14 protein-coding genes and 1 pseudogene are annotated in these 13080 nt (G+C 63.5%); 6 read left to right on the top strand and 9 right to left on the bottom strand.

Annotated elements, in window-relative coordinates; translation table 11 throughout:
• Positions 1-179: 179 nt before the first annotated feature.
• Both E4Q23_RS20915 and E4Q23_RS20910 read left to right on the top strand, forming a co-directional pair.
• Positions 180-671 (top strand): FlhC family transcriptional regulator, encoded by a 492-nt coding sequence (locus tag E4Q23_RS20915; RefSeq protein WP_169068419.1) that lies wholly within the window; start codon positions 180-182, stop codon positions 669-671.
• A 168-nt stretch (positions 672-839) separates the two neighbouring features.
• Positions 840-1415: pseudogene (locus E4Q23_RS20910) on the top strand (recombinase family protein).
• 434 nt (positions 1416-1849) lie between these two features.
• Here the strand turns inward: E4Q23_RS20910 and E4Q23_RS20905 are convergent.
• The 3 genes from E4Q23_RS20905 to E4Q23_RS20895 are packed head-to-tail and all read right to left on the bottom strand — an operon-like array spanning position 1850 to position 3406.
• Positions 1850-2815 carry a tyrosine-type recombinase/integrase gene (locus E4Q23_RS20905; protein ID WP_423753369.1) on the bottom strand — a complete coding sequence of 322 codons (966 nt, stop codon included), beginning with the start codon at positions 2813-2815 and terminating at the stop codon, positions 1850-1852.
• A gap of 1 nt (position 2816) precedes the next feature.
• Complete coding sequence (locus tag E4Q23_RS20900) at positions 2817-3125, bottom strand: type II toxin-antitoxin system RelE/ParE family toxin (RefSeq protein ID WP_169068418.1); 309 nt, start codon at positions 3123-3125, stop codon at positions 2817-2819.
• Between the two features lie 2 nt (positions 3126-3127).
• Positions 3128-3406: a type II toxin-antitoxin system ParD family antitoxin gene (locus tag E4Q23_RS20895; protein WP_169068417.1), complete on the bottom strand. Its 279-nt coding sequence runs from the start codon at positions 3404-3406 to the stop codon at positions 3128-3130.
• A 156-nt stretch (positions 3407-3562) separates the two neighbouring features.
• Here E4Q23_RS20895 and E4Q23_RS24685 point away from each other — a divergent pair, with 156 nt between their 5' ends.
• Both E4Q23_RS24685 and E4Q23_RS20885 read left to right on the top strand, forming a co-directional pair.
• On the top strand, positions 3563-3907 hold the full coding sequence (locus tag E4Q23_RS24685; protein WP_272873727.1) for a type II toxin-antitoxin system Phd/YefM family antitoxin: 345 nt from the start codon (positions 3563-3565) through the stop codon (positions 3905-3907).
• On the top strand, positions 3904-4329 hold the full coding sequence (locus E4Q23_RS20885) for a PIN domain-containing protein (RefSeq protein ID WP_169068416.1): 426 nt from the start codon (positions 3904-3906) through the stop codon (positions 4327-4329). The genes E4Q23_RS24685 and E4Q23_RS20885 overlap by 4 nt, the downstream gene beginning before the upstream one ends.
• Positions 4330-4566: 237 nt before the next feature.
• On the opposite strand, the gene E4Q23_RS20880 is transcribed toward E4Q23_RS20885, so the two are convergent.
• From E4Q23_RS20880 to E4Q23_RS20855, 6 genes are all read right to left on the bottom strand, one after another.
• The gene (locus tag E4Q23_RS20880; RefSeq protein ID WP_169068415.1) at positions 4567-5775 is read right to left on the bottom strand and encodes an ABC transporter permease; all 1209 of its coding nucleotides are present in this window, start codon (positions 5773-5775) and stop codon (positions 4567-4569) included.
• Between the two features lie 2 nt (positions 5776-5777).
• Complete coding sequence (locus E4Q23_RS20875; protein WP_169068414.1) at positions 5778-6557, bottom strand: ABC transporter ATP-binding protein; 780 nt, start codon at positions 6555-6557, stop codon at positions 5778-5780.
• Positions 6554-7864 (bottom strand): efflux RND transporter periplasmic adaptor subunit, encoded by a 1311-nt coding sequence (locus tag E4Q23_RS20870; protein WP_169068413.1) that lies wholly within the window; start codon positions 7862-7864, stop codon positions 6554-6556. Before E4Q23_RS20870 ends, E4Q23_RS20875 begins: the two co-directional genes overlap by 4 nt.
• Positions 7865-7906: 42 nt before the next feature.
• A complete protein-coding gene (locus tag E4Q23_RS20865; protein WP_169068412.1) occupies positions 7907-9379 on the bottom strand; it encodes an efflux transporter outer membrane subunit in 1473 nt (490 codons plus the stop codon).
• A complete protein-coding gene (locus tag E4Q23_RS20860; protein ID WP_169068411.1) occupies positions 9376-9627 on the bottom strand; it encodes a hypothetical protein in 252 nt (83 codons plus the stop codon). Before E4Q23_RS20860 ends, E4Q23_RS20865 begins: the two co-directional genes overlap by 4 nt.
• A gap of 131 nt (positions 9628-9758) precedes the next feature.
• Positions 9759-10205 carry a MarR family winged helix-turn-helix transcriptional regulator gene (locus E4Q23_RS20855; RefSeq protein ID WP_211203876.1) on the bottom strand — a complete coding sequence of 149 codons (447 nt, stop codon included), beginning with the start codon at positions 10203-10205 and terminating at the stop codon, positions 9759-9761.
• An 88-nt stretch (positions 10206-10293) separates the two neighbouring features.
• Between E4Q23_RS20855 and E4Q23_RS20850 the strand changes: the two genes are divergently transcribed.
• Together E4Q23_RS20850 and E4Q23_RS20845 are read left to right on the top strand one after the other, a co-directional pair.
• On the top strand, positions 10294-11523 hold the full coding sequence (locus tag E4Q23_RS20850) for a DUF1566 domain-containing protein (RefSeq protein ID WP_169068409.1): 1230 nt from the start codon (positions 10294-10296) through the stop codon (positions 11521-11523).
• A gap of 109 nt (positions 11524-11632) precedes the next feature.
• A complete protein-coding gene (locus E4Q23_RS20845; RefSeq protein ID WP_169068408.1) occupies positions 11633-12943 on the top strand; it encodes a ferredoxin reductase family protein in 1311 nt (436 codons plus the stop codon).
• Positions 12944-13080: the final 137 nt, after the last annotated feature.

Here is a 13080-nt window from a genome sequence, read left to right as displayed (position 1 = left end):
CCCGTGCCCGTGATCGAGAAGGTGGCCTCGCTCGACATGGACGAAATCGACGAGCTGGCGGAGACAGTCCCCGTGTCGCTTTACACCTTCCGATTGACGGACTCGGCGCTTGAGCGGCTGCTGCAGATGCCCAGGGATGCGAAAAGCACCTACGCCGAAGCGACGCTGCTCTAACGGTCATGTCGGCGCTGCTTGCTCTTGATGAGTTGGAAAACAGCCGGGTGGCCCATGAGCTGATCCGTTTGCGCCTGCGCGTGCCGATCGTTCATTACCTGACGAACATCCATCCAAAGCCGCTGCGCATGCGCTGGCGGCAGATCCACGGTGAAAGTCCACACAACGGGAAACTGCCGGACTCCGTCCGACCCTTCATCACCAACCCGATGATGCTGGCCAAGCTCTCCAGTTTCGTTGCCCTCTACAACCGTCTTGACGAGGGGGATGGCCGGTCGGTCACCGCAGCGATGCTGTTGTCGGCGTGGGAAGTGCATGGTCGTGTCGGCAGCGCTGGTCTGGACATCAATGCCGCGTGGTACGCGATCAGGGATGTGCGATCGCGGATCGTCGGCTGGGAGCGGTGTGCAAGGTGCCAGGCCATGTACATCTACGAGCCGAATGTGTCGCATGCGCGATCGTGCCCGTTTTGTCGGCTGGCGAGGGCGCGATGCTGAGGCGTTCTCTGCAAGGTAAAGCATCCGGTGGGCGAGGGCCGTGTCGCGCCAGGTTGTTGCACAAACGTTCCTTTGCGCAACGCGAAGCCAACTACCCCAGCGCAAGGCCTTGCAGGTTGCAAAAACGTATTGCAAAATAGAATCAAATGGCAACAGGAATTTGCAATCATGCGCGTCGGCTACGCTCGCGTTTCTACCCAGGATCAGGACACCGCACTTCAGATCGGTGCACTTGAGGCCGCCGGCTGCGAAAGGGTCTTTCAGGAGAAAGCGTCTGGGGGCCGCTGGGACCGCCCGGAGCTGCATCGTCTGCTCGGGCATCTACGCAAGGGTGACGTCGTCGTCGTGTGGAAGCTCGATCGGCTTTCCCGTTCACTCAAAGACCTGCTCGTGACTCTCGAGAAGATTGATGGGGCAGGGGCCGCCTTCTAGAGCCTGACCGAAGCGATTGATACCTCCACGCCCGCCGGAAGAATGATGATGCAGATTGTTGGTTCGTTCGCCGAGTTCGAACGCGCCATGCTGCGCGAGCGCACCCGCACGGGCCTCGACGCCGCACGGCAACAAGGCCGGATTGGGGGGCGCCGCGCGAAGCTCACCTCTCAACAACAAAAGGAAGTGATCGATCTGGTCACGTCAGGCCGCAAGACCGGCGCCGATGCCGCCAGGTTGTTTCGGGTACATCCTTCCACCGTGGTTCGGCTGCTGGCAAAGCATCGCCACGAAACGGCAACGGAAGCTTAGCGCACGAGCTCTCCGAATTCTCGATTGGCTCCTGGCGAGATCATGCTAACAGCCTAACGTACGATATGTTCCGTTTCGTGAGCAGACCCCTATTTCAATGCGGTCCCCCTTCGCCAGCGTGTTGCTCAGCGCTTCAAGAATGGTCTTGACCGCAAGCTCGGTATCTTTGGGCGTGAACTGCGGGAAGAGGGCAGCGAGTCGATAGATGAGTTCGGAACGGATCATTGGCGAATTTTACGCGGCACCTCCGCTCGGGAGTGGTGGCAAACCACACAACGCCAGGCGCAACAGCATCGATGACGCATGGCAACTTCAACGCACTCCGGGTGTTGAGCTCCGCCCCTCAGCTCAAGCACGCCGGCAGGATGTCGCGGCGGAAATTAAGTGCAAAACCCCAGTGGACGGTCCTGCCAGATAGAGGACGCTAGCATTCTCTAGTAGGCCACCTTGAACGTCGGACTGTCCTCCGGCCGGGTCTTGCGGTGGTCGTAAATTCGGGTCGTGGCGATGTTGGCGTGACCCAGCCACTCCTGCACCTTGGCATTGTCGGCCTGGTGGTCAAGCGCGTTGGTCGCGGCGGTCGCCCGCAACGCGTGCGCCCCGATCGCGAAACCCAACGCCGCTGAGTATTGCCGCACCAGTTTGTAAACTGCATCAGGCGTGATCGCTCTTTCCAGTCCGCCAGTAGTGCAGTTATTGCGCAGCGGCCGGAACAGGGCACCGGCATCGTCAGCGCCATGCCCTGCGACCTCAAGATAGTCGCCGATCAAGCCGCTGGCAGCGGGGTGCAGCGGGATATAGCGGATCTTGCCGCCCTTGCCGAACACCTTCAGGTGCGGCACCCCGCGCCCCTCGTGTTTGAAGTCCTTGACCTTCAAGCGGCACAGCTCCTCGCGGCGTAGCGCGTGATAGAGCAGGGTGGCCAGCAGGGCGCGATCGCGCTTGCTCTTGAGCGAGGCGCCGTCGGGCGCGTCCAGCAGCTTGCGCGCCTGATGGTCGCCGAGGGCCGGGGTCTTGCCTTCGTAGCTTTCCACCGACGGGCGCTTGACCCCCTTGACCGGGTTATGGGTTACGGCGTTCTTCTCACACAGGGACTCGAACAGCGACGACAGGGCCGCCAGGCGATGCCGTACCGTCATGCCGCTCAAGGCGCGCTGCACCAGGTCGTCGCGCCAGGCGATGACGTGGGCGCGGATCACGGTGCGGAATTCCTCGGGCTTCACGATGCCGGTGAACTTCATGAAATCCCCGAGGGCGTTTTCGTAAGCGCGGCGGGTGGCCTTGTTGCCGAGATTGGCGAACCATTCGATTTCGGGGGGCACGTCGGCCAGGCGTTGAAACTGGTCGGCGGTCAGCAGCCGGCCGGCGGAGGTCGCCGGCGCTGGCAGTGGGTTGGTCACTTCATTCGAGGTTGTCGTCTTCAAAGTCATGCACCCCTATGTCGCGCGCGCCGTGCAGAACACGCAACAAGTCGATGCCGTCCGCCATGGCCAAGTAGAAAGCAACATAGCGACCGACCGGAAAGCTCCGCAGCTCTGGCATAAGTTCCGGCCGCGACCGCCCCATCTGCGGCTGCGTGGCCAGCAGCCTGAACTTTTGCTCCAGGACTGCGAGAAAGTGGTCAGCGGCGTCCGCGCTGTCATCTGCGCTGAACGACCAGATTTCAGCTAGGTCGGAATAGGCAAGCGGACGTTTGAGGACACGGGGCATCGTCAGGTCTGCTCGCCGGTGCTCGAAAGCCGCGCCGCGCGCAAACGGCGGCCTTCGGCCTTGATCTCTTCCATATCGAGCGGCGTCGCAGGTCCGCTATCAAGACCGGCCTGGATGTCTTGCCGAAGCTGCGCCAGCGCCGCCGCGCGCAACTGGTCTTCGCGCTCCATCAGCCGCAAAGCCTCGCGCACCACCTCGCTGGCGGAGTTATACAGCCCAGAGGTCACTTTCGAGCGCACCAGCTGTTCCAACTGTGGGGTCAGGTTGATGTTCATCGTCATGGGTGCCTCCCGTGGTCAGGTGACATCAGAAATATCAGCATTGTCAATTATTGTCAATCTTTGACAATGCATCCGTCGCGAGTCGGCCTCCTTCATAAGCTCCATCGTACTATTGATAAATAGGTTATCAATAGTCTAAGGGCGGTGCATTTAAGCTTGAGTGGGTTTGACGTCTATGCTATTCTGATCAGAACGACTAGTTTATCAAAACCATCAGTTTCCTCACCAAAGCCAGCGCGTGTGCGCCCTGGTCACTGGCCGCTTCAGGACGCCAAGGCCCGCTTCAGCGAGTTGGTGCGTTTGGTACGCAGCGAGGGGCCGCAGCATGTGACCGTGCATGGCCGCGATGAGGTCGTCGTCATCGCGGCCGAAGAGTTTCGCCGGCTCAAGGGCGTTCGCACCGGCCAAGCATTGATCGAGGCATTGCAAACCTCGCCGCACCGCGACATCAACATCGAACCACAGCGCGTGCCGATGCCCGTGCGAGATGTGAGCCTGTGACGGGTTGGCTGCTCGATACGAATGTCCTGTCCGAACTGCGGCGCCCCCGGCCCGCGCCGCAAGTGGTGGCATTCGTCGCAGCACAACCGCTCGATCTCCTGTTCGTCAGCACCGTCACTCTGGCCGAAATCCGCTTCGGCATCGAACTCGTTACCGATGCCAACCGCCGCGCCGAACTGAACGGATGGCTGACCCACAAGGTTCGGCCCATGTTCGAGGAGCGAATTCTTCCCGTCAGCCAAGACATCATGTTCACGTGGCGGCTCCTGGTCGAAGAGGGCCGCAAGTCCGGCAATACGTTTTCGCAGCCAGACCTCATCATTGCGGCAACCGGTCTGCATCATGGCCTGACGGTGGTCACACGGGACACCGGCGACTATGCCAGGGCGCGGGTGCCGCTATTCGACCCGTGGCGCGACTGAGAATCGTTTTTTTTGACGCGCACCCTGTTCATCTCGTTCACCTCAAGAGACTCAAAGAATCGCGGGTCACGAAATTGCACCTTTGGGATGATGAAACTGCTTGCCACGCAAGAAGAGGGGTTGTCGTGAAATTCGTACCCCCCGCTGCGCACTTGATTGTTGCGAACAAGGGCTGTGGCGACAGCGTGTCGGCGAGCAGAGACAGTTGGATCGGCTTCACGTGTGCTCTCGGAAAGCTCATTCATGCCGCAGCGCATCGATCGGGTTCAGCCGTGCTGCCCGGCGGGCCGGGAAGTATCCGAAGAGCACACCGATGGCGGCAGAGAAGACGAAGCTCAGCAGGTTGACCGCGGGGTTGAACGCGTAGGGCAAGTTCATCACGGCCGAAAGGCCGATCGAGGCGCCAGTGGCGAGCACGATGCCGATCAATCCCCCCAGCGCGGCAAGCACCACGGCCTCGATCAGGAACTGCAGCAGCACCTCGCGCTCCAGCGCGCCGATGGCCAGGCGCAGGCCGATCTCGCGCGTGCGCTCGGTGACGCTGACCAGCATGATGTTCATGATGCCGATGCCGCCCACCAGCAGGCTCACCGCGGCCACGGCACCCAGCAGCGTGGTCATCACCTTGGTGGTGCCCGAGAGCGTGTCGGCCAGCTGCTTGGTGTCGAGCACGTTGAAGTTGTCGTCGTCGGTGTCGGCCAGATTGCGGCGTTCGCGCAGCAGTTGCGTCAGGCTGGACTTGACGCGTGTCGAGTCGCTGCCGTCGGCCATCGACACGAGCAAGTCGTTGACCTGGGTATTGCCGGTGATGCGGCGCTGCAGCGTCTTGATCGGTATGAAGACCAGGTCGTCCTGGTCGTTGCCGAACGAACCCTGCCCCTTGGAGCCGAGCACGGCGATGATCTCGCAGCTGATCAGCTTGACGCGCAGCGACTCGCCCAGCGCGGGGCTGCTGCCGAACAGTTCTCGCCGTACGGTTTCGCCGATCATGCAGACCGCCGCACCGGCGCGCTGCTCGACGTCGGAAAACTCGCGGCCCTGGGCCAGGGCCCAGTTGCCGATGGTGAGCCACTCGTTCGTGCTGCCGGTGATCGTGCTGCTCCAGTTGCGGCCATTGGCCACCAGCGTGCCCGACGAGCGCGATTGGGGGGCAGCGGCCGCGACGCCACCGATCTGGGTGGCGATGGCCTCGGCGTCGCTGTCCTTGAAGAAGGGTGCGCTGGAACCACCGCTGCCCGGACCCATGCGCTGGCCCGGTCGAATCTGCAAGAGGTTGGTGCCCAGCCCCGAGATCTGGTTTTGCACGGACACGGTGGCGCCATTGCCCACCGTGACCATCGTGATCACCGCGCTCACGCCGATCACGATGCCCAGGATGGTGAGGAACGAGCGCATCAGGTTGCGCCGGATCGAACGCAGCGCGAGCAGGAGGGTGTTGAGCCACATGGTCAGCCGGCTCCCATGACCGTCGCAACGTGTCCCGCCTGGAGCCCGACCGGGTCAGGGTTGCGCTCGTCGCTTTCCACCATGCCGTCCACGAAGCGCACGATGCGCCGCGCGTAGGCGGCCATCTCGGCCTCGTGCGTTACCATCAGCACGGTGATGCCCTGGTCGGCGTTCAGGTGCCAGAGTAGCTCCATGATCTCCTTGCTGCGGGCGGTGTCGAGGTTGCCGGTGGGCTCGTCGGCGAGCAGCACGGCGGGCTCCGTGACGATGGCGCGCGCGATCGCCACGCGCTGCTGCTGCCCGCCCGAGAGTTCTCCCGGCGTGTGGTGTTCCCACCCTTTGAGGCCGACCTGTTCGAGCGCGCGCGCGGCCAGGGCATGGCGCTGCGCGGCGGGCTCGCCGCGGTAGATCAGTGGCAGCTCCACGTTTTCCTGTGCCGAGGTGCGGGCCAGCAGATTGAAGCCCTGGAACACGAAGCCGAGGTAACGCCGGCGCAAGCGGGCCCGCTCGTCGCGGCTGAGCGATTGCACCTGCACGCCCTCGAACTCATAGGTGCCGGTGGTGGGTGTGTCCAGACAGCCCAGCGTGTTCATGGCCGTGGACTTGCCCGAACCGCTGGGGCCCATGATGGCCACAAAGTCACCCTTCTGGATGTCCAGATCCACGCCTTTGAGCGCCTGGAACGCCGTTTCCCCTGTGCCGTAGACCTTGGTAATGCCGCGCAGACGGATTAGCGGAGCAGGCCCGGGCTGCCCCGTGGCTGGAGTGGCCGGCTGATTCATGGTGCGGCACTTGCGCTGCGCTGGTCGGTGATGACGGCCATGCCGGGCGTGAGGCTCTCGCCGCTGACCTCGGTCATGCGGCCGTCGCTGATGCCGGTCTGCACCTGCATGGCAACCGGCTGGCCTCCCTGCAGCACCCAGATCTGGCGCGTGCCAGGGGCCTTGTTCTCGCTGCCGGCCACTTTGGTGCTGCTACTCCTCGGCGGGCGCGGCATTATCTTGGACAGGATGCTGCTACTCTCGGAGGGCTTGCTCGCTGCGGCGGCTGCGGTGGGCGAGAAGCGCAGCGCAGTGTTGGGCACGAGGAGCACGCCATCGCGCTCGGTGGCCACGATGGTGGCCACGGCCGTCATGCCGGGGCGCAGACTGAGGTCGCTGTTGTTCACGTCGAGCGTGGCCACATAGGTCACCACGTTGTTGGTGGTGGTCGAGCCATAGGCCACGCGGCGGATCGTGGCCGGGAAACGGCGCGAGGGGTAGGCGCTGACGGTGAAGCTGGCTTTTTGCCCCACCTTCACAGCGCCCACGTCGGCCTCGTCCACGCTGGCTTCGAGCTGCAACTGGGTCAGGTCCTCGGCCACGGCAAACAGAGTGACGGCCTGCAGCGAGGCGGCCACCGCGTTGCCCGGATCCACCGAGCGGCTGAGCACCACCCCGTCGAGGGGCGAGCGGATCGAGGCTTTGGCGAGGTTGGTTTCATCCGTTGAGAGGGTGGCTTTGGCCACGCCGACGTTGGCGGCAGCACTCGATTCGATGGCCACGGCGCGGGTTAGCGCGGCGCGCGCACTGTCGAGCTCGGTGGCCGAAGGCACCTTGCCGCCAGAAAGCTTGAAGACGTCCTCCAGACGCGCAAGGCTGGCGCGCGACTCGGCGACGGTGGCCTTGCTTTGCGCGACCAGTGCCCGTGCGGCGACAAGCGAGGCGCGCGAGCGGGTCACCTGATCGCTGAACTTCGACGCGTCCAGCTCCACCATCACCTGGCCGGCTTTGACCTGGTCGTTCACGTCCACCAGCACGCGCTCGACCGTGCCCGACAGTTCACTGCCGACGTTGACCGAGCGCGTGGGCTGTAGCGTGCCGTTGGCCGACACGCTAAGCGTGAGACTGCCCATGCGCAGTTCGGCGGTCACGTAGGTGGGCACGGCCTTGCCGGCGCTTTGCGCCTGCCAGTAATAGACACCGCCGGCCACGATCAGCAGGGCGCCAAGAGCGAACCAGAGCGAGCCGCGCTGCCACCAGCGCGGCGGATGGTCCTCACCCAGCAGGGTTTGCAGGTCGGATGGGGTGGCGGCGTTCTTCTGGCTCATGGCGGGTCGGTGTGAAGTGATCGTAGAGAGTGGCAGCGGGTGTCAGTGCGCAGCGGAGGAGGTCGCCTGGCGGACCGTCGCTTGCGTGGCGACGACGGCGGCGACGGATGCGCTATCGGGCGTCCAGCCGCCGCCCAGGGCCTTGTACAGGCGCACGTGGTCGCTGCTGACGTCGGCGCTGGCGCTGGCCACGTCGTCCTGGGCGCCGAGCTGCGTGCGCTGCGTCTGCAGAACGGTCTGAAAATCGACCAGCCCGCTGGCGTACTGCTGGCGCGCCAGCGTCGCCGCATTGGTGGCCGCGTCGGCGGCATCCTTCAGGTGCCCCAGCCGCTCGCGGTCGCTGCGCAGGGCGACCAGCGCATCTTCGACATCCTTCAGGGCAACGAGCAGGACGGAGCGGTAATCCTGCAGCGACTGCTCGAGCGCGGCTTGCTGCGCGCCGACCTGCGCGCGCGCTGCGCCGCCGTCGAACAGCGACCCGGTGACGCTGCCCAGCACGCTGCTCGCCAGCGAGCTGCCGTCGATCAGCGAGCCGAGCGTGAGCGAGACCAAGCCCAGCGAGCCGCCGAGCGAAAAGCTCGGCCAGCGCGCGGCTTCGGCCTGGCTGACGCGGGCGCGTGCCGCGCTCCACTCAAATTCGGCGGCGCGGACATCGGCGCGCTGGCGCAGGGTCTCGGCCGGGAAAGCAAGCGCCAGGTCGTCGGGCGCGGCCGGCACCGGGCTGGCGGCGCCGAGCTCGGCCGACAAGGCCGACGGCGCCTGGCCGACCAGAACCGACAGCGCGTGCGACGTCTGGTCCACGGTCTTCTGCAAGGCAGGCAACAGCGCGGCCGTCTGCTCGGCCGAGGTGCGCGCCTGTTCGACGTCGAGCGAGGTGACGAGTCCGGCCTGCCGGCGCCACTGCGTGATCTGCAGCGTCTCAAGCTGGCTCGCCAGGTTCTCTCGTGCGATGGCCAGGCGCGCCTGAGCGCTGCGCAGCGCGATGTAGTCGAGCGCGACCTCGGCGGCGACGGACACCTGCACGTCGCCCAGGCTGGCGGCGCTGGCCAGCGCGCTGGCCTCGTCGGCCTGCAGGGCGCTGCGCTGACCGCCGAAGACGTCGAGCTCCCAGCTCGCGTCGAGCCCCGCTAGAAAGGTGTTGACCGTGCTCTGGGTGCTGCCCGAGCCGGTGCGGATGCGCTGCGCGCTGGCCGAACCGTCGAGCGTCGGCAACAGGCCGGCCGCGGTGACATCGCGCAGCGCGCGCGCCTGGCGCAGCGCGGCCTGGGCGCTGTTCACGCTGGTGTTGGCCTGCAGCGCGCGCTCCACGAGGCGCGACAGCTGCGCATCGCCAAACCGCTGCCACCATTGCGCGAGCGGAGCGGGCGTGGCCGCCGTGGCATCGATGCCGGCGGCCCACTGCGCGGGCACCTCGACCGCCTGTGGCGGTGCTGCGATCGGTGCCACCGAGGCGCAACCGGCCGCCGTCAGCAGCCAGGCCGTCGCGGCGATCGTGGCGAACGTCGAACGGGTCATGACAAGTACTTGCCGCCGTTGATCGACAGCGTGATGCCGTTGATGAAGCCGGCCTCGGCGGCCAGCAGCGCCTGCGCAATCAAGGCGATGCTGACACTTGCATCACCTGCCGTTGTGGCCCCGATGGTTGGCGCACCCGCTATCGTGGTGCTGTCATCACTGCCTCCGCAAGCCACCATGGCAAGCGACGCCAGGGCGTTGAGCAGGTAAGGAGCAAGTGAGTATCGGGCTGAAATCGGAGAGGTCATGGGGTACTTCTTGGTTACGGGGGGACCGGTGTCAAGGTCCGGATAGCAAGTTTACGGCAGCGAAAACTGCGAATCCGAGCACGGGTATCGCCTGCAAGCAGACAGTCAAGGTCCACCAGCACTCGGTGACTTTAGCCGTCTGCATGTTCGGGCGCACGGCCACCCTGAGCATTTCTGAGCTCTGCGGTGAGTGCGAAAAACTGCGCGGCTTTCTTCGGGCCTAGCGCCGTTTCAATTCTGTCGTCGGCGCCCTGCCAGACATCCAGAACAACCGTCAGTATTGCCAGGCCATTCGGTGTCAGCTCCAGAACGTCACTACGTCGATCATCCGCGTTCGTGTTTCGTGTGATGAACCCCAAGGCAACCAGCCGATCAGTCATGGAACTCATGCTTCCTGGTGAAATACCGAATTCTTTCGCCAGATGCCTTTGCGATGTCGGCCCAATGCGATGCAAGGCGTCCAGGATTAGGCCCTGACGATGACTCACGCCGGACGCTCTCAGCAATGCAGTCACACGTTTCTCCAACAGAGTCGCTGCGTGCAGGAAAGGATGAAGTTTTGCCGGATTACGAATCACCAACGCCCCTTTACATGAATGATTCTGATTGATACTATCACCATTCTAACTAAAAGTATCCGGAAATCAACTGATAGTCCAACCGATCATGCAAGTACGACGCTTGCTCAGCTTCATACCGCCTTTTCTCGCCGCCAGCACAGCGTTTGCCCAGGCGCCGTTCCCTGTCCCCGATACCGGCCAGAGTGCCTGCTTCGACAGCAGCAAGATTGCTTGCCCGGCAAAGGGCGCTGCTTTCGCTGGCCAAGACGCTCAACAGCAGCGCAAGCCGATGAGCTACGCCGACAACGGCGACGGCACCGTCAGCGACAAGGTGACCGGCCTGATGTGGATGAAATCGCCCGACCTGAATGGCGACGGCAAGATCGGCGCAGCCGACAAGCTGTCCTACGAAGACGCGCTGGTTTTCGCCAAAAAGGCGAGCTATGCCGGCCACAGCGACTGGCGGTTGCCGACCATCAAGGAGATGTATTCACTGATGAATTTTGACGGCGTTGAAGTCAGTGGCTGGGAAGGCACGGACACCTCGGGTTTGATTCCCTTTCTCAACACCAAGGTCTTCGACTTTGGCTACGGCGATGTGCAGGCGGGTGAGCGCATCATCGATTCGCAAATGGCGTCGAGCACGCTATACGTGGCCGGCACCGGACCACGTGAGGAAGACCGCACCATGTTCGGCGTCAACTTTGCCGATGGCCGCATCAAGGGTTACGGCCTCAAGATGCGCGGCCGCGACAAGACCTTCTACGTCATGCTGGTGCGTGGCAAGAAAGGTTACGGCGAAAACGCCTTCACCGACAACGGCGACAGCACCATCACCGACGCCAGCGCCGGCCTGATGTGGACGCAGAACGACTCGGGCAAGGCACTGAGCTGGCAAGACGCGCTGGCCTGGGCGCAGCACGCCAATGCCGAGAAGTATCTGGGCCACTCGGACTGGAGCCTGCCCAACGTCAAGGAACTGCAGATTCTGGTCGACTACAGACGCTCGCCCAGCACCACCGGCAGCGCTGCCATCAACCCGCTGTTCAAGGTCACGCCCATCACCAATGAAGCGGGGCAGATAGACTATCCGGCCTTCTGGTCTTCGACCACGCACCAGAACTGGTCCAAGGCGGCCGGCACCTACGCCAGCTATGTGAATTTCGGCAGGGCGATGGGCTTCATGGACGGCAAATGGGTTGATGTCCATGGTGCCGGCGCGCAACGCAGCGACCCGAAAACCGGCAAGGCGAGCGATTATCCGCAAGGTCATGGCCCGCAGGGCGATGCCATCCGCATCAACAGCTTTGCGCGCCTGGTACGCGACGTCAGTTGAAAAGCAATCAGCTCGAGAATGATGAGCAGGTCAGCTCCCGAGATCCCGCAACTGTGCCCCGCGATCAACCTCTATTGGATGAACGAACGAATCAACTGGCGGTAAAACCATGAGAAACATCAAGATATCCTTCTGGTCAATCCTGATCGGGCTGACGCTCCTGTGGGTGCTGGCGAATGCCGATTTGCCGGACAGCTTGACCTTCATCGCGGTGCGCAAACTGCTCGTCCAGTATTCAGGCGTTCTCAGCATCGGCGCCATGAGCGTCGCGATGATCCTGGCGACCCGCGCCAAATGGCTGGAGTCGTGGCTGGATGGCCTCGACAAGTCCTACAGGTTGCATAAATGGTTGGGCATTGCCGCCTTGGTCACCGCGGTTGTCCACTGGGTGGCGGTCAGCGGCCCGAAATGGCTTGTTGGTCTCGGCCTGATGGAGCGGCCCAGCAGGGGTAAGCCGCCCGCTGGCGAGCTTGAACTGGGTGCCATCCAGACGTTTTTCCACAATCAACGCGGAACAGCGGAGCTGTTCGGCGAATGGGCGTTCTACGCTGCGGTGGTGCTGATCGCGATTGCGCTGATCAAGCGCTTCCCCTACAAGTTTTTCGTAACCACCCACACGCTGATCGCCATCGCCTATCTGGTCCTGGTGTTCCACGGCATGGTCCTGATGCGCTTCGACGCATGGCTGCAACCGGTGGGCATGGTGACATTGCTTTTGATGGCCGGGGGAGTCGTTTCAGCGGTCCTCGCCCTGACCCGCCAGATCGGGCGCAGCCGCAGAGTGTCCGGCACGATCGAAACAGTGCGAACGTTCCCGGCGATGGGCGTCACGGAATTCCACATCCAACTGGCCGACGGCTGGAAGGGACATGAGGGCGGCCAGTTCGCCTTCGTCAACTTCGACCGCCGGGAAGGCAAACATCCTTTCACCTTGGCCTCAGCCTGGAATCCCGCCACGCGCAAGATCATGATCATCACCAAGGGTCTCGGCGACTATACCGACGTGCTGCCGGAACGTATCAAGGCGGGCGACGCCGTGACCGTGGAAGGCCCCTATGGCCGGTTCACGTTCGAGGACGGCAAGCAACGCCAGGTCTGGATCGGTGCTGGCATTGGCATCACGCCCTTCATTGCGCGGATGAAGGAACTGGCCCTGACGCCTGGCATGAAATCGATCGACCTCATCCATAGCGTCAAAGAACGGCTCTATGTCGTTTCGTGTGGAACGGGCGCTGGTTTTGGCGGTTTGAGGGGACGGCGATGTCAAGGGCGGACGCAGTCCGGGCGCAGTCCGGGCGCAGCCGAACCCTTTACATCGCTGCCCGCTCGCTTACGCTTCCTCCGGGCCGAGGAAGGCAGTCTGCCGCCCTCGGCATGGAGGACAATAGCGGCCTTTCCTCTCGCGGCCTCTTCCTCATGATTGAAACGCTGTTCACCCAGGCTCTGGGCCTCGTTGCTCCTTGGCAGGTAGCTGAAGTCATCTTCAAGCCAGAGTCGGGACGGATCGATTTCCAGGTCCGATTTGGCGCGGCCAATCATGCTTGCCCGGCCTTGCGG

This window comes from Candidatus Accumulibacter phosphatis (assembly GCF_012939955.1).
Classification (GTDB): Bacteria; Pseudomonadota; Gammaproteobacteria; order Burkholderiales; family Rhodocyclaceae; genus Accumulibacter; species Accumulibacter delftensis.
The sequence above is the reverse complement of the archived record's forward strand: the minus strand, read 5'-3'. Positions and strand labels throughout refer to the sequence as shown.